General features: G+C 45.8%; 20 protein-coding genes and 1 riboswitch. Of the genes, 4 read left to right on the forward strand and 16 right to left on the reverse strand.

Features of this window, described 5'->3' with window-relative positions; translation table 11 throughout:
* Positions 1–253: 253 nt before the first annotated feature.
* The 7 genes from H6A32_RS08380 to H6A32_RS08410 all read right to left on the reverse strand — a co-directional run bounded on the left by H6A32_RS08380 (position 254) and on the right by H6A32_RS08410 (position 6,802).
* Complete coding sequence (locus H6A32_RS08380) at positions 254–727, reverse strand: hypothetical protein (protein WP_242959061.1); 474 nt, start codon at positions 725–727, stop codon at positions 254–256.
* A 171-nt stretch (positions 728–898) separates the two neighbouring features.
* Positions 899–1,735, reverse strand: coding sequence for a class B sortase (gene srtB, locus H6A32_RS08385; protein WP_118637398.1), 837 nt, complete (start codon positions 1,733–1,735; stop codon positions 899–901).
* Positions 1,722–2,165, reverse strand: coding sequence for a Fur family transcriptional regulator (locus H6A32_RS08390; protein WP_118637396.1), 444 nt, complete (start codon positions 2,163–2,165; stop codon positions 1,722–1,724). The genes srtB and H6A32_RS08390 overlap by 14 nt, the downstream gene beginning before the upstream one ends.
* A 251-nt stretch (positions 2,166–2,416) precedes the next feature.
* Positions 2,417–4,504, reverse strand: coding sequence for a heavy metal translocating P-type ATPase (locus tag H6A32_RS08395; protein ID WP_138373460.1), 2,088 nt, complete (start codon positions 4,502–4,504; stop codon positions 2,417–2,419).
* A gap of 6 nt (positions 4,505–4,510) precedes the next feature.
* On the reverse strand, positions 4,511–4,810 hold the full coding sequence (locus H6A32_RS08400) for a DUF6110 family protein (RefSeq protein WP_087169497.1): 300 nt from the start codon (positions 4,808–4,810) through the stop codon (positions 4,511–4,513).
* A gap of 338 nt (positions 4,811–5,148) precedes the next feature.
* The gene (locus H6A32_RS08405; protein ID WP_243097675.1) at positions 5,149–5,853 is read right to left on the reverse strand and encodes a carboxymuconolactone decarboxylase family protein; all 705 of its coding nucleotides are present in this window, start codon (positions 5,851–5,853) and stop codon (positions 5,149–5,151) included.
* A 115-nt stretch (positions 5,854–5,968) separates the two neighbouring features.
* Positions 5,969–6,802: an SDR family oxidoreductase gene (locus H6A32_RS08410; protein WP_204864106.1), complete on the reverse strand. Its 834-nt coding sequence runs from the start codon at positions 6,800–6,802 to the stop codon at positions 5,969–5,971.
* A 204-nt stretch (positions 6,803–7,006) separates the two neighbouring features.
* Between H6A32_RS08410 and H6A32_RS08415 the strand changes: the two genes are divergently transcribed.
* The 3 genes from H6A32_RS08415 to H6A32_RS08420 are packed head-to-tail and all read left to right on the forward strand — an operon-like array spanning position 7,007 to position 9,049.
* Positions 7,007–7,852 (forward strand): GNAT family N-acetyltransferase, encoded by an 846-nt coding sequence (locus H6A32_RS08415; protein WP_204864107.1) that lies wholly within the window; start codon positions 7,007–7,009, stop codon positions 7,850–7,852.
* A 1-nt stretch (position 7,853) separates the two neighbouring features.
* Positions 7,854–8,180, forward strand: a complete 327-nt coding sequence (locus H6A32_RS16680; RefSeq protein ID WP_275950818.1) for an MFS transporter — start codon at positions 7,854–7,856, stop codon at positions 8,178–8,180.
* Positions 8,126–9,049, forward strand: coding sequence for an MFS transporter (locus H6A32_RS08420; RefSeq protein ID WP_275950819.1), 924 nt, complete (start codon positions 8,126–8,128; stop codon positions 9,047–9,049). The genes H6A32_RS16680 and H6A32_RS08420 overlap by 55 nt, the downstream gene beginning before the upstream one ends.
* Positions 9,050–9,101: 52 nt before the next feature.
* On the opposite strand, the gene H6A32_RS17015 is transcribed toward H6A32_RS08420, so the two are convergent.
* The 8 genes from H6A32_RS17015 to H6A32_RS08455 all read right to left on the reverse strand — a co-directional run bounded on the left by H6A32_RS17015 (position 9,102) and on the right by H6A32_RS08455 (position 20,124).
* A complete protein-coding gene (locus tag H6A32_RS17015; RefSeq protein ID WP_430749583.1) occupies positions 9,102–9,170 on the reverse strand; it encodes a Fic family protein in 69 nt (22 codons plus the stop codon).
* 251 nt (positions 9,171–9,421) lie between these two features.
* Positions 9,422–10,180, reverse strand: a complete 759-nt coding sequence (locus H6A32_RS08425; protein WP_204864108.1) for an ATP-binding cassette domain-containing protein — start codon at positions 10,178–10,180, stop codon at positions 9,422–9,424.
* Positions 10,177–11,226, reverse strand: a complete 1,050-nt coding sequence (locus H6A32_RS08430; protein ID WP_243424881.1) for a FecCD family ABC transporter permease — start codon at positions 11,224–11,226, stop codon at positions 10,177–10,179. The genes H6A32_RS08425 and H6A32_RS08430 overlap by 4 nt, the downstream gene beginning before the upstream one ends.
* 25 nt (positions 11,227–11,251) lie before the next feature.
* Positions 11,252–12,355: an ABC transporter substrate-binding protein gene (locus H6A32_RS08435; protein ID WP_204864110.1), complete on the reverse strand. Its 1,104-nt coding sequence runs from the start codon at positions 12,353–12,355 to the stop codon at positions 11,252–11,254.
* A gap of 200 nt (positions 12,356–12,555) precedes the next feature.
* Positions 12,556–12,756, reverse strand: a riboswitch (cobalamin riboswitch).
* Positions 12,757–12,994: 238 nt separating this feature from the next.
* On the reverse strand, positions 12,995–14,062 hold the full coding sequence (locus H6A32_RS08440; RefSeq protein ID WP_243424882.1) for an FAD:protein FMN transferase: 1,068 nt from the start codon (positions 14,060–14,062) through the stop codon (positions 12,995–12,997).
* Between the two features lie 46 nt (positions 14,063–14,108).
* On the reverse strand, positions 14,109–17,681 hold the full coding sequence (locus tag H6A32_RS08445; RefSeq protein ID WP_204864111.1) for an ABC transporter ATP-binding protein/permease: 3,573 nt from the start codon (positions 17,679–17,681) through the stop codon (positions 14,109–14,111).
* Positions 17,682–17,705: 24 nt separating this feature from the next.
* Complete coding sequence (locus H6A32_RS08450) at positions 17,706–18,695, reverse strand: 3'-5' exonuclease (protein ID WP_204864112.1); 990 nt, start codon at positions 18,693–18,695, stop codon at positions 17,706–17,708.
* Positions 18,696–18,768: 73 nt separating this feature from the next.
* Positions 18,769–20,124: a S1C family serine protease gene (locus tag H6A32_RS08455; protein WP_243424883.1), complete on the reverse strand. Its 1,356-nt coding sequence runs from the start codon at positions 20,122–20,124 to the stop codon at positions 18,769–18,771.
* A 218-nt stretch (positions 20,125–20,342) separates the two neighbouring features.
* On the opposite strand from H6A32_RS08455, the gene H6A32_RS08460 reads away from it, so the two are divergent.
* Positions 20,343–22,391, forward strand: a complete 2,049-nt coding sequence (locus H6A32_RS08460) for a penicillin-binding transpeptidase domain-containing protein (RefSeq protein ID WP_204864113.1) — start codon at positions 20,343–20,345, stop codon at positions 22,389–22,391.
* 111 nt (positions 22,392–22,502) lie between these two features.
* Here the strand turns inward: H6A32_RS08460 and H6A32_RS08465 are convergent, their stop codons facing one another.
* Positions 22,503–24,233, reverse strand: coding sequence for an AAA family ATPase (locus H6A32_RS08465; RefSeq protein WP_204864114.1), 1,731 nt, complete (start codon positions 24,231–24,233; stop codon positions 22,503–22,505).
* Positions 24,234–24,251 lie beyond the last annotated feature (18 nt).

Below are 24,251 nucleotides of genomic sequence, written 5' to 3' on the forward strand. Positions count from 1 at the left end.
AACATCATGAATACATTCGAAGCTTAAAGCCACTCATAGCATAGGACTTACCACTTTCATAAAGCAGATAGCTTATTAAAGTGCGCCTAAAATATCCGGTTATCCACTTTTCATCCCAAAACTCCTTCCCTGTACGAATTTTCCTTGTTTTGCTTCAAGTTTACGAAGGAGTTTCGCAATTACCTATATGTTTTTTGTTTATGCTAAAGTGCTTTGCACTGTAACATCATCAGTATCTTTTTTCACGCAGTTCTTATGTGACTACAAGCGTGCAGTTGACTTCCGCCCCGTTCCTTGGAGTCATCTCTTCGTCTGCAGTAAATGTTTCATACTTCACCGTCAAGGGATATTCCCCCGTCTCCATCTCCTTTTCCAGCGTGATCTCATAGAGACTCTGCCCCGGTTTGATTATTTTTGACGTGTAGATAGTCTCCTCTGTCTCAGGCAGATAAAAGGAAATCCGGAAATAGACCTGATTCTCTTCCGGGTTATTCAGCTCAACGGACACATCTTTTGTTCCGGAAGGAATTTCTATTGATTTGTATCCCGGAATCCGGATCCCCTCTCCCACGGAAGGAGTTGTAGATTCACTCTCCGGCTTTTCCTGATCTTCCTCAAACGCCACATCATAATTGGTCACTTCTTTTGGCCTGGTATAGAACCAGATGCCTGCGGCCGCAATTATCACCAGAAGGATCAGGATCCCGATTTTTTTCTTACTCTTCATATCATCTTTCTCCATAGTTAATTCAGTTAGTTATTACTAACTCTTGTTTTAAAAAGAATCTCACATAAACAAAGAATGAAATATGTGAGATTCATACACTGGAATTAGTTTCTACTAACTGCCGTAATCATATCATACCATTTCTATTTCTGTCAATCCGTGCTAATGATACTAATTCTCATTTATTCTATTTTCTGTTTCTTCTGTTTTCCGGGAATCCACGCACACCGCATGAACCGCGAACCGTCTGCTATATCCGCTGTCAGTGCATGTGGAAAGCGTCATTACTTTATGACTGCTGTCCGGATGAATTCCTGTGTCGATCAGAGAATTACAGACCATACTGTCAATCAGCTTCTGATATTTCTCCCCCGGTTCATATCCGATCTTATAGACATCCCCGCCGTTTTCCGCTTCGTGGCAGGCAAAGATCTGATACCGGTATACTGCCCCTTCTGTGTACAGGGTAAAATACGGATTTTCTTCCCAGAATTCTTTTTTCCGGTATTTTTTCAGGCCGCCGAACATGCTCCCGTCATTCATGTTATGCCCGTATATGACTGTATAATAATCCGTGAAATCCGGCCGGTTCAGTCCCTCCAGAAAGATGCTCCCAGCGATGTGGGATTTGCCATACAGATCCCGTCTCAAATATTTCTCATTATCTCCCGAGTAGAAAACCGGATAATCGATTCCTGTGTTTTCCGGATCATCTGACCGGATCCATGCCACGATATCCGGATTTTCTTCTCTTAATTCGTCAAACCGGATCATCACATCCGTGAGCCACCAGTCTTTTTCCTTTTCCCCGCCGTCCCCTTTCCGGATCTTTGTATAGCTTTCTCTCAGGTTTTCATAGGTCCGGGATGAATTATGTTTATCAAGATAATCCGGGAGAATGTTCCCGAGAGAAAGACTGATCAGCACAAGGGATACCGGAATCAAAAGTTTTGACAAACTGAAATGTTTTCCCTCTTTACAGTCCTGCTTTTTTCTATTCATTTTCATTTATGCCGCTCTCTCTTTTCGGCATCTCCTGACTATGATAAATAATCTTTGATATTTTCTTTCCCTTGCCAAGATAACCACATTTTCTGACTCCATCCCGGACAATCTGATCCAGCTTTTCTTTTGGCATCCGGAACACAGTACTGTCCTCCAGAATAATCTCGCATCCCTCTTCATCTGTAAGATCTTCTGCACATTCCACTTTGTACATATTTTTTCTGTTGATCGCCCCGATCTCTTCCAACGCATTGATCATACGGTAGACAGTCGCTACTCCGATCCTGTTGTCTTCCCTCGAAGCCTTATAAAAGATTTCCTTGCAGCTTGCACAGTCATTTTCCAGAATAATGTCAATCAGTATCTTCCTCTGTCTAGTAATACGGCATCCGTTTTCTTTCAGTCTCTCAATAATCTCATCTTTTCTGTTCAAGATACTATCCCGCTTTCTGCCCGTAAAACGTTGGAACCTGCACTAATATGTTAGCCATATCTACTCCTCCATACACTGCTGATTATCATTATTCTGTCATATTTTTCTTTCCTTAAATTAGTATAGACTAACCGAATTGAAAAATCAACAATTATTCATGTTGTTTTATATTTGACATGGTATAAAAGAATACTGTTAACAGAAAGAGGGAGATTCCGCACACAACGTGAATCTCCCTCTTTGAATGATTTTTATTTCTTTTCATCAGTCAGCAGATTTCTCATGCTCCTGAGACTGATCAGTAAAGTCGATGTGTTATGAAAAAGAGCTGATGACGTTGGCTGAATCATGCCTGCAACGCCAAGAAGGATCAGTCCTGCATTGATACCGATGATCTGATGATAGTTTTTTACGACCCGATTCATCATTCTGTTTGCAAGATGTTTCAGTGTAACCAGTTCCCGAAGGTCTTCCGCCGCAATGGTTATGTCGGCAATTTCCCTTGCGAGTTCTGCACCATCGCTGATAGCGACACCTACATCCGCCGCTGACAGGGCCGGAGAGTCATTGATTCCGTCCCCGATCATGATTACCTTATGCCCCTGCGCCTTCTCTTTCTCCACAAACCCCGCTTTTTCTTCCGGGAGCACTTCCGCATAATATTCATCTACGCCGACCCTTCGGGCGACTGATGCTGCGGTCTTCTCACTGTCGCCGGTCATCATAACGGTTTTCTTTATTCCTGCCGTTCTCAATGCCCGAATCATATCCCCTGCCTCTTTTCTCAGCGGATCTTCAATACATATCACTGCCGTCAGTTCCTGTTCAATGGCAAGATACAGATGAGAATATTCGTCCGGCAGTGATTCGAATCTGTCCCGGTATTCCGGACGGACTTGACATGCTTCATCGTCAAATACAAAATGGCTGCTGCCGATTACCACTTTTTTCCCGTTAATATGGGAAGAGATCCCATGGGCAACAATATATTCTACTTTGGAGTGCATTTCCTCGTGGGCAAGATTCCGTTTCTTTGCAGCATCCACTACGGCTTTTGCCATGGAATGAGGGAAATGCTCCTCCAGGCACGCTGCAATCCGCAGGCATTCTTCTTCCGGCACATCACCAAACGGAACCACTTCTTTCACCGTTGGTTTCGCCTTTGTGAGCGTGCCTGTTTTATCAAAGACCACCGTGTCAGCTTCCGCGGCCGCCTCAAGGAATTTTCCGCCTTTCACGGTGATCCCGTATCCGCCTGCCTCCCGGATTGCTGAAAGTACGGTGAGAGGCATGGCCAGTTTCAGTGCACAGGAAAAATCCACCATGAGCACGGATAAGGCTTTGGTTACATTCCGGGTCAAAAGCCATACCCCCGCGGTTCCAAGCAGGGTATACGGTACGAGCCTGTCGGCAAGATGTTCTGCTCTGCTCTCCATAGAAGATTTCAGCTTTTCAGAATCTTCGATCATTGCCACGATCTTTTCAAATCTGGTGGAACCTGATACCGCTTTTACCAGAACATCAAGTTCCCCTTCCTCAACTACTGTACCCGCATAGACGGACTGTCCCTGTACTCTGCGTACCGGCATGGCCTCTCCCGTAAGAGAAACCTGGTTTACCATCCCTTCCCCGCCGGATACTTCCCCGTCAAAAGGAATGACATTTCCCATATGTACGGTCACTATGTCACCTTTCCGGATCTTGTCGGCCTTTACAAGAATTTCCTGTCCGTCGCGTTTCAGCCAGACTTTCTTAACATTCAAAGACATGCTCCGCGCCAGATCGCCAACTGATTTCTTATGGGTCCACTCTTCCAAAAGCTCTCCGACTCCGAGAAGAAACATCACAGATCCTGCAGTATTAAAGTCCCGGCGCAGGACAGAGACGCCGATTGCCGCTGCATCCAGAAGTGGGACTTCTATCTTTCTTTTTCGGATGCAGTGCAGCCCGGCTGCAAGATATTTTAAAGACCTGGCCGTCACAACCACCGCCCGGAGCGGTCCCGGAACCAGAAGCCGGCATCCGTAGTGCAGCAGCATTTTTGCAATCAGCTTTTCTTTATATGACGCATTCAAGGATCTCCCGGAATTCCGGATCATGTTTTCCGGTACGTTTACCTTTTCGTACCGGAATTCCTTCAACATCCGGATCAGTTCACCACGGTCTCCTGTATAGCAGATGACAGCGTCTGAGGTGCGTTCATACACTTTGACATCTGTTATATTTTTCTGCCTGTCCAGATACCAGAAAAGAGTATCCGCCTCCTCACATGTCATTTTCTTCTGAACGATGTGAATCCGGAGGCGGCCCTTGATCTCATGCTTGATAATATATTTCATGAGCGGTTACATCTTTCCATTGTCAGAAGAGGCCGCACCGTCTTCTTCCGCCTCCTGGACTGCCGCTTCTTCCACTGCGGCTCTTTCCTCATTGATCTGCTGTGCTTCTGCAAGAATATCCTCTGCGTTTTCCTGAACATTCGTTACCGTTTTCATCACGCAGTCCTTTGCGCGCAATGCAGCCGCTGTACACGTTGTATATACTTTCTTTGCATCTTTACTGGATAAAATCTTTACCCCTGCCGTCCCGAAAAGGACTCCTCCTGCGAATAATCCGATTTTCTTCATCAATGAATCACTAAACATATGTTTTACCTCCTGCTATAAATTTTTTTGATGTTTGAATTACTTATGCTTGTATCCGGTATAGAATACCATTATGAAACAGAACACGGCAGCCCATGCCCAGAATCTATGCTGCTTCATGCGCCATCACTTCCTTTTTTACTGAATTATCATAAGGATACTCTATAAGCATAGCAACACATTTTCAGGCTAGTCAAACCTAACTGTCCTTGTTGATAAATCTTCTCAATATCGCATATAATCAGCGATGTTCCCTTAAGTTCTATAACAAAACGGACCGAGGAGATCTGCTCTCTTCGGTCCGTTTGCCATATCTTAATCTATTGGGTTCCTGACGATTACGCCATCTGCGTCGCTGCGTTTTCGATACAGCGGTTTGCATTCAGGCTTCTCGGATATCCGATGTACGGAAGAATCTGAGAGACAACCCGTACAAGAAATTCTTTGTCATTTCCCAGATTCATATTTCCGATGGCATGGGATGTCAGCTGCGGCTCACAGCCTCCCTGTGCCGCCAGAAAGCAGAAGGTAATCAGCTCTCTCTGCTTGAGATCCAGTCCTTTTCTTGTATAAATATCTCCAAAACAGTTGGATGCAAGCCAGCGGTTGATATGTCCGGCTTTCCATGCTTCCAGCATCTGCGGTCCGAAGATTTCAGCCTGGGCAGCGGCTCCTTTTTCCAGACGGTCTTCCATCGTAGTCGTTCCGCGGTTCTCATCCGGATTCGGGATTCCGTTTGCTTCAAACACTTCATTGGTTGCTGCAAAAAATGGAAAAACTCTTCCAAATCCAAGATAGTCTACTGCCTGATAAACGACTTCTTTTACCATTGCCGGAGTCAGGGCGTTCTCCACCGCCTTAGGCAGATAATACCGGTATGCGTCCACGGACTGGCTTCCAATTAATGCAGCAAGGACTGCAAGATATCTGGTGGTCTCATCCAGTGTCTGTCCCGGTTCGTTTACAACTTCGTTATATGCAAATGCTTCCCACCGTTCCATAAATTCTGAATCTGTCTTGTGAAAATTCATTGTTTCTGTCATCGTTTCTGCCTCCTGTTTCTATGTGAATTTCAGGCTCTCCACCTCTTCTTACAGTATAAAACCCCGGTTTTACAAGATCAAATACTTAATCTGAATAGGTATATATAACCAGAAGCTATGCTTCCGGCTTCAGCGGCCCGTAAAAATACGATGCTGTTGCTCCTCCATCAATAAGTATATCTGCTCCGGTGATGAAAATGCTCTTTTCACTCATCAACAGTTCCGCCACATTGGCCACTTCATCGGCGGTACCCGGACGACCTGCCGGACATTTGGCGAACATATTTTTATAGAAATCTCCACGTGGACCGTTAAACTCATCTATTGCCAACGGCGTCACAATGATGCCAGGAGAAATGGAATTGATACGTGCGCCTTTTTCACCCCATTTTACGGACTCTGCCATGACACGTTTCTCATTACATCTCTTTGCCATCTGGTAAGCATGAAGAGTGTCTTTGATCTTTTCCGGTTGAAGAATATCCAGTTTCAAAAGTTCCTCTGTCGGTGTACAGGCAAGCTGCTCATCTTCCTCCGGGGTAAGCGCCGGCATCCTATGTCCGGACTGGCTTGAAACGGTCACGCCCACACCACCTTCCTTGATCACCTTTCCCACTTCCTCAAGAAGCACCGCCGTACCGTAAAGGTCCACTTTCAAAATCGCTTCAATCGGTGCCTGGCTCGGGGAGACTCCGGCGGCATTTACCAGCATGGTAATCTCACCGTACTCCTGTGCCTTTTCGATCAGACTTTGGATGGATGCTCTGGAAGAGAGATCCATCTCCACTGCCTCCGCATCAAATCCTGCGTCATTCATAATTTTTGCGATAGCCTTTGCATGATCCGGATTCTTATCTCCGATCACAATCTTTTTGCCATATCCCATACGGCGCGCAATGGCCATACCGATCTGCCCTGCACCTGTAAGAATCATGACATCTTTTTTCATCTTCGATTCCTCCTATCTTTTGATTCTTATTTTAATCTGATTTCAAAGATCAGCAATTTCCATTTTGAATCCATTTGATAAGTAAAACTTATGTGAAAAATTTGTGTTGCTAAGATGAAATGGTGTCCATAAAAACAGCAAGAATGATGAAAACAGAATCGTTTCATCGTGTTATAATGTTTCCTCAGAAAGGAGGAAATACAAATGCATGGACAATCAGTTTCTATCGTTTCACAGGCAATTCGATATATAGAAGATCATTTAGATAAGAAGCTGGATCTGGAAACAGTCGCGGCCGCTTTACACTACTCAAAATATCATTTACATCGCATATTTGCAAAGATAGTCGGACTAACCGTACATGAATATGTTCAAAGGAGACAGCTTACAGAAGCAGCGAAATTACTCGCTTTTTCTAAAAGATCAATTATGGAAATCGCACTGAGCAGCGGTTATGAAAGTCAGCAGGCTTTTACAAGTAGTTTTAAGGCAATGTATAAAATGACACCTGCTGAATTTAGAACGGCTGAAGAATTTTATCCTTTACAGCTAGAAATTCATTTGAGCAAAGAGCCGACGAAGATGGATTTTACAAAAGACGATATACAATTTGCAACGGTCGAAGACATCAATGACTGGATGGAGTTAGTTCAATTAACGATTGATGGCTATCCCCGGTTAGATGAAGTGGATTATATGGAAAAATTATCTTTCTATATAGCTGACAAAAGAGCCCTGATTTTAAGAGATGAAGGCATGGTAATCGGTATTATGGGGTTTTCAACCGAAACGAGAAGTATTGATTTTCTGGCAGTCCACCCGCAATATCGAAATGCCGGCATTGAAAAAGTCTTCCTTGATAAACTTGCAGATGAACTCCTTACAGGTAAAGAAATCAGTTTAACTACATATCGAGAGGGCGATAAAGCAGATACAGGGTATCGTGAAAAATATTTACGTCTTGGTTTTGCGGAAAGAGAATTACTTACTGAATATGGATATCCTACACAACGCTTTGTACTTCCACCAAAAGATAAGGAGGAAGTGTAAAATGCAGCAGGTACAGGTTACCTGGAAAAAGAAAGTTCTTCTTTTTCTTATCAGCCAAAGCGTCACTCTGTTTGGCTCCCAGGTCGTTCAAATGGCAATCGTCTGGTATGTAACGCTCCATACAACCAGCGGGGCATGGGTAGCAGTTTTTTCCGTATGCTCCTATTTACCACAATTTCTTGTTTCTTTTGCAGGTGGAGTCTGGGCTGACCGTTATAACCGCAAATTTCTTATTATAGGTGCTGATTCAGGAATTGCAGTGTCACATTTAGCATGCTGCTTATTATGCCCTATATTTCAACAGAAATCGTATTACTTGGCTTATTGATCATACTGTCTGTTCTCCGCTCTATTGGTGCCGGAATACAATCACCGGCCGTTAATGCGGTTATCCCACAACTTGTCCCGCCGGAAAATTTAATGCGCTATAACGGTCTCAATGCCATGATGCAGTCAGTTGTTCAGTTTTCTGCCCCTGCTGTTGCAGGAATCGTCCTATCTGTCGGAACATTGCAAAACACTTTGTTGATCGATATTTTGACTGCAATAGCAGGAATTGCATTGCTCTCATGGATATCATTACCGAAACAGGAAGAAAGAGTTACTTCCTCTCCAATTTTATTTGATATGAGAAACGGTGTTAACTATGTGTTCTCGAAAAAAATAATTGGTATCTTACTGGCGGTATACGGACTGTTTACTTTTTTATGTGTTCCGGCAGGCTATCTTTCCGGATTGCTGGTAAACAGAACATACGGTGATACATACTGGTATCTGACCACCGTTGAAATATGCGGATTTGGAGGTATGGCTGTTGGCGGATTACTAATGAGCGTATGGGGCGGCTTTCAAAAACGCAGTAAAACGATGTTCATTGGTTTCGCCGTGTTTGGAGCTATGGCAATAGGAATGGGCATAACTCAAAATTTTCTACTATACCTTATTTTTATGATTTGTTATGGCGTTGCATTAACAACAATACAGACAACAATTACTACCTTGCTTCAGGAAAATACGAATATTTCCATGCAAGAACGTGTATTTGGTTTTATGGGAGCGATGTATGCTGTATGCTACCCTTTTGGCATGGTGGTCTTCGGGCCATTAGCGGATATCATTCCACTGCAATGGGTTATGATCGGTTCCGGAATGATTTTACTTCTGATGCCTGTTTTCTTACATATGACTAGATTATGATTGTTTCAAAAATGCCCGGTTCATATTGAAACGGGCGTGGTATCTGAATATATCATATCTTTACATATCTTTGGTTCCTGCTGTTAGGTTTATCTGGTATTGTCATACGGATAAAATTCATGTCTACTGTTTCTTCTCAAATGTGGTTTGGATTCTAAATTACTGGTTGCCGAAATTCGTCCAATCTTTTCTGAAATCGAAGATACATATGATAATATTTCGTTTGTTATTGTAAAAGGCGGTTTATACTCTCCCATGACAGTACCTCCATGTACTTACGTATTATCTTGCGTACTTTCTTCCTCGTTATTATGAGTTCATCCACTGAAAAAGGGATTGCACACCAGTACCCTGTGTCCAATCCCTTTTCTCTTATTCCACAAATAAAATATGGATCTGTCCTTTTTTATCTTTGACGACTTCTGCCTCCACATCGTAAATTTCCCGGATAAACTCCGGTGTCAGCAAACTCTCCGGTGTCCCTTCTCCTGCGATCCTGCCGTCTTTGAGCGCGTAAATACGGTCACAGAACATGGCCGCGATATTCAGATCGTGGACGGCCGAGATCACCGTCACATTCAACTCCTTTACAATCCGCATCAGCTGAAGCTGGTGGGTAATATCCAGATGGTTGGTAGGTTCATCCAGAATCAGGCAGGGTGTCTGCTGTGCCAGGGCTCTTGCCAGAATGACCCGCTGCTGTTCTCCGCCGGAAAGTGTGGAGAAATTTCTGTCAGCAAATTTCTCCATACCGACGGCCTGCAATGCCTCTTTTACAATGGCATAGTCTCCGGCATTGTCCCGTTCCAGTGCTTTTTTATGGGGAGACCGCCCCATCATAACGATTTCCTGTACGGTAAATTCAAAATTATAATGGTTATGCTGGGCCACCACCGCCAGTTTTCTGGCGGAATCTTTGACACGGATCGTACTCAGCTCTTTTCCATCCAGATAGACAGCTCCCTGATCCGGCCTCAAAGTCCGGTAAATGCATTTGAGGAGCGTTGACTTTCCGCTTCCGTTCGGCCCGATCAGTCCGACAAACTCTTTCTCTTTACTCTGGATGCTGATTCCCTTTAAAATCTCCTGCGCTCCGTAGGAAAGATGAAGATCTTCCGTATTGATTTTCACGCTTCCCCACCTCCAAATCCATAGGATCTCCTTATCATCAGATAAATAAAGCACGGCGCGCCGATCAGAGAGACTAAAATTCCGATCGGCAGTTCCGCATAGTCCAGAATAACCCTGCAGGCCACGTCCGCCCAGATCAGAAAGACCGCTCCGGTCAGTGCGCTGACCGGGATGAGCCTTTTATGGTCTGTCCCCAGACACATCCGTACTGCATGTGGAATAATCAGCCCGACAAACCCGATCATTCCTGCCGCACAGACTGCCGTTCCCACCATCAGGGAGGAAAGAATCAGATACACGATCCGCACCCGGTGGAGGTCGGTCCCAAGTGTCACCGCTGTCTCATCGCCCAAAAGCATCAGATTCAGCTTCCGGGATTGAGTCCAGAAAATCAGTGTTGTGACTATCATGACCGGAAGAACAACCGGCACATTGTCCCAGTCAGCCGTGGCAAGACTTCCCATGCTCCAGTAGGAAATCTGAGTCGTTGCTTCCCGGTTCTGGGAAATATAAATCAGGAAGTTCGCAAACGCGGAGCAGACGGTACTGACCGCCATTCCGGCCAGAATCAGTTTCCCCGCGCTTGTGCGTCCGCCGATGCCGGAAATAAAAAGCACACCAAAGGATGCTGCCAGAGCCCCGAAAAAGGCCATAATCCCCATGCCCTGATCCCCGAATACGGAACCGATCCCAAGCAGAATGGATGCCGCGGCCCCAAGGTATGCCCCGGAGGAGACTCCAAGGACATACGGGTCCGCCAGGGGATTTTTGACGACTGCCTGCATGACAACGCCGCACACGGAAAGCCCCGTCCCCACTGCTGCCGCCATCAGCACTCTCGGAAGACGGATCTGCCAGACTACATCATGGACAGCTCCCTGGCCGTAGGCGGACAGGCTCTCTGTATGAAAGACTTCATATCCGATCACACGGTACACATCCTGAAAGGACAAATCCGCATTTCCAAACAGTACCGCCGTAAAAAGTGACAGTATAAGAGCCGCAGACAGCCCCAAAATCAGAATTCCGTATGTCTTTGTTTTCATCGCTCCTCTTTTCATCATGCTCCCTCTATTCGTTCAGATCCAGATCCGGATACAGGCCCTTGGCAATGGTCTCAATCCCGTCCTGCGTCCTTGTGGCACTTGCATACATCTCACTTAACATAATCGGAACAACCCGGTCATTTTTCACAGCGCTCAGGCTCTGAAATGCTTCGTCTTCCAGAATCTTATCCAGATTTTCCTGCTTCACCGTTTCCGGATCATCCCCGGTATATGGCATGTAGACGACAAAAATCACATCCGGATCTGCCGCTAAAATGTCTTCCTTTCCAACCGTGGATGCGTCCGGATTTGCAAGGCTGGCACCAAGCTGGGTCACCATGTCCCCCGCAATGCTTGCCGCGCCATAATTGGTAAAGGTATCATTCATGCTCTCCACCACCATGACAGACGGCTTTTCTTCCTGTTCTTCGGCCAGCGTTTTTACGTGTTCTACGGTCTCTTTCATTTGATTTACGATCTCTTCTGCACGGCCCTGCACATCAAAAATCTTTCCAATGTTCAGGATATCGTTATATTCATTTTCCAGAGAATCTTCTTTCACCGCGGTATTCGTATTGATATAGACATTTGTTCCTTTTTGAATCCATTCATCCGGGCTTCCAAGGTTATCCTCATCAAACAGGGATACCCAGGAAAAAATCATATCCGGTTCCAGCATCGTCATTGTCTCTTTGGACGGTGTAAACTCGTCCAGATAGTCTGTTTTGGAAAATGCGGCTTTCTGATCATCCGGCACCTCATTATCAAGCCCTGCCGTCGCTACAATCCGGTCCTCCAGTCCAAGAGCAAGCAGCGTCTCCACCGATCCCTGGTAAACCGCTGCCACCTTTTCCGGCGCCTTTTCATAAGTCATCGTGTACTCGGCGCCATCTCGGCCATAAGTCGTGATCGTCAGCGGATATTCTGTTTTTTTCGTACTCTCTGTGGTGTCCTTGCTGTCAGACGAACCGTCATCTGCAGCCTGATTGTCCTCTTTCACCTGATCAGAGCTGATTCTGCCCGCATCCCCGCTGTTGTTTCCGTCACTGCCTCCACAGGCGGAAAGTCCCACCGTCATTGTGGCTGTCAGAAGACACGCCAGTACCTTTTTCACCATGTTCTGTTTCATGTTCTCTCCTTCTTTCTTTCGGTATATTTTCCTTTCCTGTTACAGGATCTTTGGCTTACCCGTCAGATCCATATTCCTACTTACCGGAAGATTCGTTTTGCAGAACAAAAAAACCTGCTTTTTATAAGCAGGCATGACAAAAACATATGGACAGGCAAAGACCGCCGCCCATATTTTCAGATGTCTGCTTTACACGGAAGCTTCATCTTCTCTATCAAGCAGGTTTCCTGGCTTGCCTCTCCTTGCCTGTCCCGGCCTTCTCACGGCATTGCCGCAATGACATAAATTGGGACAGACTCCTTGCTTACAGTGACCGGATCGCCGGAGATTTCCACTCCGTTCCCTTTTAAAATTCATCCTCTTTGACAAAGGAATTCTTCACTTGATAAAGTTATTCAATTCTAACAGGAAATATTACAGTTCCCAATTTAGCATACTTTGGCGTCAATTGCAACCGCAGTTCCCACCGGACATTCTCCCTATGCTTTTTTCTAAAAGCCAGTGCAGAATCTCAGCAAACTCTTCCATGTAATAGTTGCTCCGGTCTTTCTTCCAGAACATGCAATAATTACGCAGAAACGGCTTCCCATCCTTATAAATCGGAATCCGGAGAAAGACGCGTCTTTTCCGCTCCCTCCTCTATCTTCTGATAATATGTTTCTCCATATTGCTGAAGCTGTCAGTCAAGGTAAAATTGTTCTCAATGCCTTCTGTCAGATAGATTTCTCCATCTTCCGTCATTAGAATCATGTCAAATCCCTCGTGGGATTTCCAGTATTCCTGTGCACCTTCCAGTCCTTTTACGAACATGGAGGTGGAAAGGGCATCTCCCATTTTCCCTTCCTCCGTCACAATGGTCACAGAGGCCAGCCCGTTATCCACCGGGTATCCGGTCTTTGGATCAATGATATGCCCGTATCGTTTGCCGTCCTCTCCGGTAAAATACCGCTCATAATTTCCGGAGGTCACCACGGCACAGTCTGACACTTCCAGTACACCGACTTCTCCATCCCCGTAAGGACTCCGTATAGCAAGCCGCCAGTCATTTCCATCCGGTCTGGATCCCACGGTCTGAACATTGCCGCCGATATTTAGAAGGGCAGACGTTACCCCGCTTTCTTTTACAATCTCTGCTGTCAGATCACCGGCATAGCCTTTTCCTACCGCTCCCAAATCCAGTTCCATACCTTCCGGCAGGTGTATTTTCTGCCCGTTCAGTTCCACTTTTTCGTAGCCGACCCGGCTAAGAAGCGACTGAATCTCCTCATTTCCCGGAATCCGGTTTTCGTCAGTTGTAAACCCCCATGCAGTCAGCACCGGATAAATCGTAGGTTCCAGCGCCCCATCGGTCTCTTTTGCCATTTCCAGGGCAAAGCTGACAACACCTGCTGTATCCTCACTGAGCGTCACCACATTTCCATTACTGTGATTGACCGCGTAAATTTCGCTGTTTTCATCCGTGACGGACCACTCGGACTCCAGTGTATGAATCTCTTTCTCCGCCTTTTCCAGCGCTTCGCCGGCATTGTCCCCGTAAGCGGTAAAGGTCATATAGGTATCCATGGCGAAAAACTCTTTTCTGGATTCCTCCTGACTATTGCCGCCTGTATTCTGTGCTCCCTGACATGCCGTCAAAGCAAGACTGCACAGAAGCACAAACGCTGCTGTCCCTGTACGGTAGTTATTTTCTGTCTTATATCTTCTCATGTCTGAACCGCCTTTTACATTGCTTTTAATGAGATTTTATATATTATTATTCGGTACGAAGTGCTGTCACCGGATCACTCTTTGCAGCTTTTCTGGAAGGAATCAATCCACCAAGCAACGTAAGTACGACACTTAACGCGATCAGAATCAGTGCCGGCACTACAGGGAGCACGGCGCTTACCTCATTCGTATCTGCAAGATGATGGATCAATGCATTTCCCGGTATGAGAAGCAGAAGGGTAAGCCCGATTCCAATGAGCCCGGCGCAAAGCCCGATGATAAAGGTCTCCGCATTGAACACCTGGGAAATATTCCCCTTTGAGGCACCAATGGCCCTGAGAATTCCGATTTCCTTTTTCCGCTCCAGCACGCTGATGTAGGTAATGACACCGATCATGATGGAAGAAACCACCAGAGAAATGGCCACAAAGGCGATCAGTACATAGCTGATAATATCGATAATATCCGTAACCGAAGACATAAGAGTACCAACCATATCTGTGTAGGTGATCACCTGCTCGTCTTTTCCCTGTGCCTCCATCTGACTATTATAGCCGTCCAGAATCTTTACGACTTCTTCTTTGCTCTCAAAATCCTTTGGGTAAATGGCAATACCTGTCGGGACATCAAAATCCACATATCCCAGATTTCTTAAATTACTGTCATAGGAAGTCTCTCCCGTAGACTGCATGGACATCATCAGCTCGGAGAGCTCCTCCTCACTCATGTTCATTTCAAACGCATTGGCAAAGGCGTCTGCATCGATGGTCATGGCATCTCCCATGGCCTCCTGAAGGCTCGTTCCCACCCGGCTCATCGCTCTTTGCATCACCGTCTCCATTCCGCTGCTCATCTGGCTTACCACCTGGCTCATGGCAGAGCTGATCTGAGTTTCCAGTGCGTTGGAAATTGCGCCTGTATACGCGCCCATCACTTCTTTCATATAAGTTTCAAGGGCCGTACCAACCTGCGACTGCAGGCTCTCCATATCAACTATCTCCGAAATTCCGGAGGAAAGCGCTTCTTTCCCCGCATCTGTATTCAGGTAGCTGACAAAATAGTCATCCATCTTTGTCAGATCCGGCAGCTGATTCTTTTCTGCGTAATCCAGATATCCGGCTGCCATCTCCCGGGCAATCTTCTGAAGCTGCTCTGTGGTGATGGAAATATCCTGTACAGAATCAAAGATCCTGCTGCCCCAACTGTTGATGATCTCTGCCGCAGCCGGTGTCTGAAGGTATTCCAGAAGATATTCATCAAACCTCTCCGAATCCGTATATCCATGCTCCGACGCATACTCCATAAAACCGCTTAAAACTTCATGGAAGAGGTTCTGAATCTGTTCAACCGATGCGGTGATGCCGCCGTTTGATTCAATGATCTCCAGAATATTTTCTTTGAGAATCTTCTGTGCGTCCGTACTTTTCAAATATCCTGCAAAGTCTTCGCTCAGCCCCGAATAATCTGCCTCCGGATGCTCTTTTGCGTAGTCCTGATAGCCGGAAATCAGATTTCCCGCCAGTTTTGTCATCCCTTCCGCCGAAACAGTCAGGTTCAGATTCCCCATCAGATCATTCAGATTCAGACTGCCTGCATCCGGAAGCTCGATCTGGATTCCGGAAAGATCCACCATTTTGGAAAGGTCCAGAGTGTTTCCATCCATCTGGAACAGGTCGGAAAAATCCACTGCCCCGGAAAGGCTGCCTGAGAGCGCATTGCTGTTGAACTGAAAAGCATTTTCCAGTGCATCCGTATTGACGGTAAATAACGAGTTCATATCCAGTCCGTTCTGGCTTTCTGTCTCACCGAACGCCTCCCCGGTAAAGACATTGACGTCCGGATTCGCAATCTGCTGTTTTACGATCTCACTGTCTTCCGCCTCTTCTGCCACATGCCGGGTCAAAGAAGACGGGTAGCCGATTCCGGAAGAAAGTGCCACTGCATTGGCATCTTCTGCAGGCTGGACAACACCTACTACCTTGAGATCTTCCCCGTTTTTCACGAGATCTTTCATATAGGTTTCATTGCCGGATTTGTCTGTCCAGACACCATACTGACTGTCGTACGTATAATAGTCCGCACTGTTGACCAGTTTAAAGGTAATACCGAGAAAATCTTCATAGGAATAGCTTCCCATATCTTCCGGTGTTTCGATATCTTCTTCATTGATAAACTGCCGGATCATCTCATCCAGTTCCACAGCATCCCGAAGTCCGAGTGTATAAAGCATAAAGTCACTGACATTCCCGTTTGCCGTCAGGACAACCACACACTCATTATAATTCTCCGGCCATCGACCGGCCTTTACATCGTACTGCTCTTTATAGAGATTTTCATTTTCCGGCATTTCATAAAACATGTCCGTACTCATCATGGAGGACATCATACTGTTGGACCCGGAGGCTGATCCGAATCCAAGTGCATCAAATGAGCGGTCCGGATTCACCTGCCGGATGGAATCTCCATCTTCACGGTAAATCTGCGGAGATACAGAATAAGAGTATTCCACCGCATTGGTATAGTCTTTAATATCACTCTCACCGCTCTCCAGATACTTTTTTAAGGATTCCAGATCATTGGAATCCATGGTAGAAAACATATTGCTGACCATCTGGATCACATCCACATCGCCGGCCTCTTTCTCTTCCCCGCCTCCGTCTCCGAGCATGGCGGTCATATCAATCCCCGTGCTCTGGATTTCGAGCGGATACTCCGAAAGTGTATCCTCTTCCACTGACTGAATATACTGATTGACACCTGTAGAAAGCGCAAGAATCAATGCAATTCCAATAATTCCGATTGATCCCGCAAAGGAGGTCAGAAGCGTCCGCGCCTTTTTTGTCCTCAGATTATTAAAACTAAGGGATAATGCAGTCAGAAGTGACATGGATGATTTTCCCATGTTCTGATGTTCCGGCTGTTTCATTGCAGTTTCATCCACCTCATATGGATTGGAATCCGACCGGATCCTGCCATCTTTCAGATTAACGATCCGGGTCGCGTACTCCTCTGCCAGCTCCGGGTTATGGGTGACCATGACAACCAGCCGGTCCTTGGCCACTTCCCTTAAAAGATCCATTACCTGGACACTCGTCGCGCTGTCCAGCGCCCCCGTCGGCTCATCCGCCAGCAGGATATCCGGGTCATTGACAAGGGCACGCGCAATCGCAACCCTCTGCATCTGACCTCCGGAAAGCTGGTTCGGCTTTTTGTGCGACTGTTCCCCCAGTCCCACCTCTTCCAGCGCCTTCTGTGCCCGCTCTCTCCTTTCCGCCTTTCCGACTCCGGAAATCGTAAGAGCCAGCTCTACATTAGCCAGAATGGTCTGGTGCGGAATCAGATTGTAGCTTTGAAAAACGAATCCGATCGTATGGTTTCTGTAGGAATCCCAGTCTCTGTCCTTATACTTCTTTGTCGATATCCCGTTGATAATCAGGTCTCCGCTGTCATAACGGTCCAGCCCTCCGACAATATTCAGAAGTGTCGTTTTTCCGGAACCGCTCGGTCCGAGGATCGCGACAAATTCATTGTCTCTTAAATTCAGACTAACATCATCAAGTGCTTTCTGCACCAGTTTCCCCGTCCGGTACTCCTTTCGTATGTGTTTGATCTGAAGCATATACGTTCTCCTTTTTTGTCATTCTTAAATCCAGTGAAAATACTCTCTCTGATAGCGTGCTTTCTCCCCCGTCATCAGAAGAATGTCATCGCAAAGCGCCAGAACCTTTCCTTTCTCCCGAAGCGAGTCCGTCTTTACCGTACTCATCAGCTCCTCGATCAATGCATAGGCTGCCTGTTTTTTCTCCTCCGGATATCCGGTCATCGGCTCTTCAAATTTTCGGCTTTTCTGATAGACCTCACGTATCAAAAGCTCCTCCCTGGCCATGGAAAGCCTGTCCTGCGGAATCTCACCCTTTATCACTGCGCGATAGCATAAATAAAGAAGCCTCGCATCGTTCAGCGCATTATGAAGTGCCCCATCCACCGAGACATTCAGGATTCTTCCCATCTTTTCCAGGGAAAGACTCCCGTCCTTTCCAAATAAAGTAAAAAATAACTGAAGCGAAATATCCCTCATTCCTTCACCGATCCGGTACATCTCCTCTTCCTCTTCATTCAGAAGCAGATTATCCAGAAAGACCGGCTTATCCGCGCTTCCAAAGACAAAGGTCTGCCGGATGTTCCATTTACGATACAGATCCAGCACTTCACGAAAAACCCGGCCGAATCCAGGCGCGTGGTCGACTTCCACCTGCCTGAGTCCTGTCAGCTCCATGCAGTATGGATTCAGCACAGTATTATATTTAGGGCGTACAAGAGAATAGTATGATTCTTTTTCCTTCATACTTTTCCTCTCAACGATCAATATCCCGACGGAAATGATTTCCGTCGGGTATTTATTCTGATCCCCTGTATTATATTCCAGATCCAGAAACGCGATATAATTTCCAAGTCTCTCCTTCTGCCAGCCCTGCAGGCCCTGCATGGAAATCCGCCTGATTGACCGGATCTGTCCTTTATATTTTCGTTTAACCGCCGGTATGGACTGCTGCCCTTTTACGAGCTTGACACTTTCATCTTTCAGTGTAATCTCATACCACTTGTTGTCATGTTCTTTCCGGTATCTGTTCATCGTTTCACTCCTGTCATGATGTACAACCATATTATATGGTCTGTATCCGGAAAAATCAAGTAGTATGCCGGACCTACTGATTTGACTGGCTGGAAATCAGTGTCACTGTAATATCCTGGGAGGTGTATTCCCCGTCTGATCCTGCGGACTGTACAGTCAGCGTAACATCTTCTCCTGCACGGTAGTAGCCCAGTTCATTCTGGAGATCGCTGGTATCTGAGATGGTTGTTCCATTCAACGCGGTAATAATATATCCACGCTGCAGGTCGGAATCTGTATTATCCTGTGTAAGCCCTGTAATATAAACGCCCTGCGGCATTCCGTAACGTTCTGCCGTTGTCTCATCGATATCCATTACCTGAACTCCGAGACTTCCCTGTTCCTCTTCACTGACTCTTGTCTTTGTCTGCTGGTTCATCAGATTCTGAATAATATCAGAAACTTCGGAAACCGGAATGGCATATCCCATACCCTCTACAGACGAATCACTGATCTTCGCACAGTTGATGCCGATGACCTCACCTTTTGTATTCAGAAGCGCGCCGCCGCTGTTACCAGGGTTGATCGCTGCATTTGTCTGAATCAGAGTTCCGTCATATCCGCTGATCTCTCTGTCCTTGGCACTTACAATTCCGTTTGTCACAGACTGTCCGTATCCAAGTGCGTTACCGATTGCAATGACTTCTTCTCCAACCTGCAGTGCGTCAGAATCTCCAAGTGTGGCCGTCTTGATTGCAGACTTCGTATTACTGCTGATGCTGTCAAGCGGAACTGCTACAACCGCAAGGTCTTTATTGGAATCAGCGCCCTTGATGTTGGCTTCCAGACTGGTGCCATCATTGAATGTTACCGTCAGAGTATTTGCATTCTGAACTACATGGGCATTTGTCACGATCAGAAGCTCTGTATCATTCTCCCCGATGATAATACCGGAACCTACACTCGTGGATTCCTGCTGGGATGTACCGCCGAAGAAGTTCTGTACTTCTTCCACTGACATATTCTGGATCGATACAACAAACGGCATGCTCGCTTTGACCAGATCCGTCAGATCTGTATTGGTTGTCCCTGAGGAGACCTGTGTCAGACTTGCTGTATCCGCCTGCGCAATCTGATTGGAAGAGCTGCCGCTTCCGCCCACCAGATAATTGACTCCATAAAATGCTCCTCCTGCTATGCCGCCAAAGAGAACGGCCAGTCCTGTAACTGCCGCGACCGTCTTGACGCCTTTTCTCTTCTTTGGGGACTTCTTGTGCGGATCCTGCTCCGGAGTCTGCTGTCCATATGGATAAAAAGAATCCTGCTGGTAATTCTGCTGATAATCGTTCCGGTAATTCTGATATCCTTCGTATCCCTGTGACTGATCATCTGTCATATTGTCTTTGTTCTCTTCAGTATTTTTATGGAAATTGAAAAACTGTTTTTTCATAATTATGCACTTCCTTTTTTTATCCTTGTTTCCTTTTTACATCTATTACTATAATGTCTCATTGTGGTGATCATGTGATGAAATTTTGAAAAAAGTATGTCCTGTCACTTTTTCTTATTTTTTCCTAAAGTTGCTGAAAAGCAAATAGAAATCCGATATAATGAAATAAGAATATGATACTTTTGCATTCTATATTTATAAGGAGGGAATTGCATTTTATGAGTCGAAAAAGAAGACGTTCTTCTTCCCGGAAGAAATCCATGGTTCTTCCCGTGATCCTGATTGTGGCAGTCATTGTCATAATCGCAGCAGGAGTATTTCTTTTCTTCCGTCTGCGCGGTACAGGAGAGAATCCTTCCGATATTCTGAAGAATTATTTTTCCTATATCACTTCACAGGATTATGAAAAGATGTACAATCTTGTAGATGCCGGGGATGTCTCCAAAGATGATTTCATTTCAAGAAATCAGAACATTTACGAAGGAATCGGCTGTTCCGATGTCAAAGTAGAGATCAAATCCAAAGAAAAGGACAGTGTTTCCTATTCGGTTACTTTGACAACGCTCGCAGGCGAAATTTCTTATGATAATACCGCTCGCTTTACAACTGACAGTGAAAAAGGAACCGTCCTTGTCTGGGATGACAGCGTGATCTTTCCGGAGCTGACTTCGACGGATAAAGTAAGGATCTACACCGATGAGGCAGCACGTGGTCAGATCCTTGACCGAAACAATGTCGTACTTGCAGGTACCGGAACCGCATATTCCGTCGGTCTTGTCCCGGGCGAAATGAACGAAGATCATTCTGCGGATGTTGAGACACTGGCAGAACTTCTCGGGATGACCAGTGACGCCATCGAATCCGAACTCTCACAGGGCTGGGTGACAGATGACTCTTTCGTGCCGCTGACAACCATCTCCGCTTCCGATGCGGATCTTCGAAGCCAACTTCTCGAGATTTCCGGTGTGATGCTCTCTACTGTAGAAGTCAGAAACTACCCTTACGGAGAAGCCGCCGCACATCTGATCGGATACGTGTCCAGCGTCACTGCCGAAGATCTGGAAGAACATCCGGACGCAGGATACTCTTCTGACAGCGTCATCGGAAAAAGCGGGCTGGAATCTCTGTACGAGGACGAACTCCGCGGACAAAGCGGTTATACCATAGTCATCGAAGATGAAAACGGAGAACAGAAGTCTGTTCTCGCCTATCAGGAAAAGACAGATGGTGAGGATATCCGGCTGACCATTGATATTACACTGCAGCAGTCTCTGTACGAACAGTTCCAGGAAGATGAAGGATGCTCCGTCGCCATGAATCCGTACACCGGCGAGGTGCTTGCCCTTGTAAGTACACCATCCTACGACACAAACCAGTTCATTCTCGGTCTTACTACCGATCAGTGGGATACGCTGAACAATGACGAAAGCCAGCCTCTTTACAACCGCTTCCGTCAGACCTTCGCTCCGGGCTCCACGTTGAAGCCGTTTACAGCAGCCATCGGTCTGGCAGAAGGAACAATCTATCCGAATCAGGATTATGGAAGCAATGGCACAAGCTGGCAGAAAGACTCCAGCTGGGGCAGCTATTATGTCACTACTCTGCAGGACTATTCACCGGGTACTCTGGAAAATGCACTGATTTACTCAGATAACATTTTCTTTGCCAAGGCGGCACTGAATCTCGGAGCAGACAAGTTTACCGCCGGTCTGGACAAATTTGGTTTCAATCAGGTTGTTCCGTTTGAGATCAAGATGTCCCAGTCCCAGTACGACAACGACGGCTCCATCACCGAGGAGATCCAGCTTGCCGACAGCGGTTACGGACAGGGACAGGTACTGGCCAATCCGCTTCACCTGGCTGTCATGTATACGGCCTTTTCCAATAACGGAAGCATGATTCAGCCTTACCTGATTTACAAAGACAATCCGTCTGCTACCGTTTGGATTGAAAACGCGATCTCTCAGGAGAATACATCCATTCTCACAGAAGATCTGAAATCCGTAGTCAACAACCGGGCCGGCTCCGGCTATGCGGCACACCGCAACGATACGGAACTCGCAGGAAAAACCGGAACTGCGGAGCTCAAATCCGAACAGGGAACTACCGGTCAGGAAATCGGCTGGTTCAGCGTCTTCACCACTGATCCGAATGCAGCCAAACCGGTACTGCTTGTCAGCATGGTGGAACATGTAGAAGATAAAGGCGGAAGTACGTATGTTGTGGAAAAGGATGATGCTGTGTTGGATGAGTATCTGGGATCATGATGGATGAAGCGGGGAATTGATGATTTTGAAATTTCAGGGGAAGGTGTGACTCATGCGAGTCAAACCTTCCCCTGTTTAGAACCGTCTATTTCCTGACGGCCCCTTGTCTTATTATTCTACTTTTTCTTTTACTACAGTAACCTGACAACGCTTTTTATAACAGGCAATGCCGTACTTCAGAATTGAGTGGCAGCCCTCTTCCCGTAATTCTTCCGCATATCTGTTTTTATCGATTTGAGCAATGGCTTCCCGACAGACGACTTCAAACTGACTTTCCTCTGCATATTTGACTTCTATAATTATGCCAAGTTCCTTTTCTTCATCGTAAATCCAGATATCGCCGTATCCATTTCCGGATTCCTTATTGGATTTCAAAATCCAGCCATCTTTATACCCCAGTATTCTAAGAAGGATGCCGTGATAAAAGTTTTCTTTCAATGTCTTTTGTACAAACGTATCCCGAATGCTGATGGATTTCTTCAAATAAGAACTAAAGAGCTTCTCTACTTCGGCAGCATTCCCCTGCTCCAATGCATTGCAGAAAGATTCCAGAAGTTTCCCGTCCTTTGCAACTTCTTTCTTAAACATCGCCATAATCTGTCTGATGAAGATACTTCTAATCTCCAGATTTGGAATTACCAGCTTATATCGATCACCATCTGCAGGCTCTTGTCTGGTCAGATACCCGGTCATAAAAAGCATACTCCATAAGTGATTCACAGAATCATAAATCTCATGATACGTCAAATCCTCATGAATTTCTTTCTCTACTTCCTTCCCATCAATCAGCGCTTCCATTTCACCTTTCATCACTCCATTTCCCATCTTTTCAATGAAGTGACGTACAACGTCATTTCCGCTCGTATTGATCCAGTAATTTTTTGGCGCAGCGTCTTTATCATCTATCAAATCATCACAATAACTGATGACGTCCCACGGGCAGTAGACATCCAACGTTCCAAAATGATAGCCATCATACCACTCCCGGACAGTCTGAACTTTCGCTTCCTGTCCATAATATGCCAGCATTTCCTTTACTTCACTGTCCGTAAACCCAAAATATTCATCAAAACGAACGTCTGTAATAGAATAAATCTTGAAATTATTTAGTCCAGTGAAAATACTCTCCTTTGCCACGCGCAGGCAGCCTGTCAGCACTGCAAAATAGAGGCTGGAGTTCGTTTTCAAAACCTGCTGAAGCAGATTTCTCATCAAAAACACCATTTCATTATAATATCCCTGCTCGTTGGCTTTTGACAGCGGAACATCATACTCATCAATCAGAAGGATCACTTTTTTCTCATAGTGTTTCTCCAAAAGTGAAGAAAGGGTCTTTAAACTTCCCATCAATACTGAATCCGACATTGCGAAACTGCCCCTCTGTTCATGGTCTGTACAGACTAGCTGTTCATACTGCCGACGTTCCACTTCATTCAGTTTTGGACTGGATTTAAGAAGTTCATAAAACCGAAGTGCTTCATTTCCAATCACAGAACATAAAAGTGTACGTGCAACATCATAGTCGGATCCTTCCACATCCTTCAGACTGATAGAAATCACAGGAAACTTTCCCATATACTCTTCACAGATCTCTTTCTCCTCCGAAATCTTCAAACCATCAAACAGCGCCCGATTACCGCCGATTTCAAAAAAAGCTTTTAACATGCTCATATTCAGCGACTTTCCAAAACGTCTTGGACGCGTAAACAGATTCACTTCCCCCCATCTTTGAATCAAATCCCGAATCATCACGGTTTTATCTACGTAATAAAAATCCTGAGTACGGATCTTTTCAAAACTTTCGATTCCTACCGGCAGTTTTTTCTTATTCACATTACTCATCTGCTGACCAGCCTTTCT

Source organism: Drancourtella massiliensis (assembly GCF_016900655.1).
GTDB lineage: Bacteria > Bacillota > Clostridia > Lachnospirales > Lachnospiraceae > Sellimonas > Sellimonas catena.

Coding starts and splice junctions, on each gene's coding strand:
- H6A32_RS08380 (WP_242959061.1), bottom strand. CDS start 727: ATGAAGAGTAAGAAAAAAATCGGGATCCTGATCCTTCTGGTGATAATT.
- srtB (WP_118637398.1), bottom strand. CDS start 1,735: ATGAAAATGAATAGAAAAAAGCAGGACTGTAAAGAGGGAAAACATTTC.
- H6A32_RS08395 (WP_138373460.1), bottom strand. CDS start 4,504: ATGAAATATATTATCAAGCATGAGATCAAGGGCCGCCTCCGGATTCAC.
- H6A32_RS08400 (WP_087169497.1), bottom strand. CDS start 4,810: ATGTTTAGTGATTCATTGATGAAGAAAATCGGATTATTCGCAGGAGGA.
- H6A32_RS08405 (WP_243097675.1), bottom strand. CDS start 5,853: ATGACAGAAACAATGAATTTTCACAAGACAGATTCAGAATTTATGGAA.
- H6A32_RS08410 (WP_204864106.1), bottom strand. CDS start 6,802: ATGAAAAAAGATGTCATGATTCTTACAGGTGCAGGGCAGATCGGTATG.
- H6A32_RS08415 (WP_204864107.1), top strand. CDS start 7,007: ATGCATGGACAATCAGTTTCTATCGTTTCACAGGCAATTCGATATATA.
- H6A32_RS16680 (WP_275950818.1), top strand. CDS start 7,854: ATGCAGCAGGTACAGGTTACCTGGAAAAAGAAAGTTCTTCTTTTTCTT.
- H6A32_RS08420 (WP_275950819.1), top strand. CDS start 8,126: ATGCTGCTTATTATGCCCTATATTTCAACAGAAATCGTATTACTTGGC.
- H6A32_RS08430 (WP_243424881.1), bottom strand. CDS start 11,226: ATGAAAACAAAGACATACGGAATTCTGATTTTGGGGCTGTCTGCGGCT.
- H6A32_RS08435 (WP_204864110.1), bottom strand. CDS start 12,355: ATGAAACAGAACATGGTGAAAAAGGTACTGGCGTGTCTTCTGACAGCC.
- H6A32_RS08440 (WP_243424882.1), bottom strand. CDS start 14,062: ATGAGAAGATATAAGACAGAAAATAACTACCGTACAGGGACAGCAGCG.
- H6A32_RS08445 (WP_204864111.1), bottom strand. CDS start 17,681: ATGCTTCAGATCAAACACATACGAAAGGAGTACCGGACGGGGAAACTG.
- H6A32_RS08450 (WP_204864112.1), bottom strand. CDS start 18,695: ATGAACAGATACCGGAAAGAACATGACAACAAGTGGTATGAGATTACA.
- H6A32_RS08455 (WP_243424883.1), bottom strand. CDS start 20,124: ATGAAAAAACAGTTTTTCAATTTCCATAAAAATACTGAAGAGAACAAA.
- H6A32_RS08460 (WP_204864113.1), top strand. CDS start 20,343: ATGAGTCGAAAAAGAAGACGTTCTTCTTCCCGGAAGAAATCCATGGTT.
- H6A32_RS08465 (WP_204864114.1), bottom strand. CDS start 24,233: ATGAGTAATGTGAATAAGAAAAAACTGCCGGTAGGAATCGAAAGTTTT.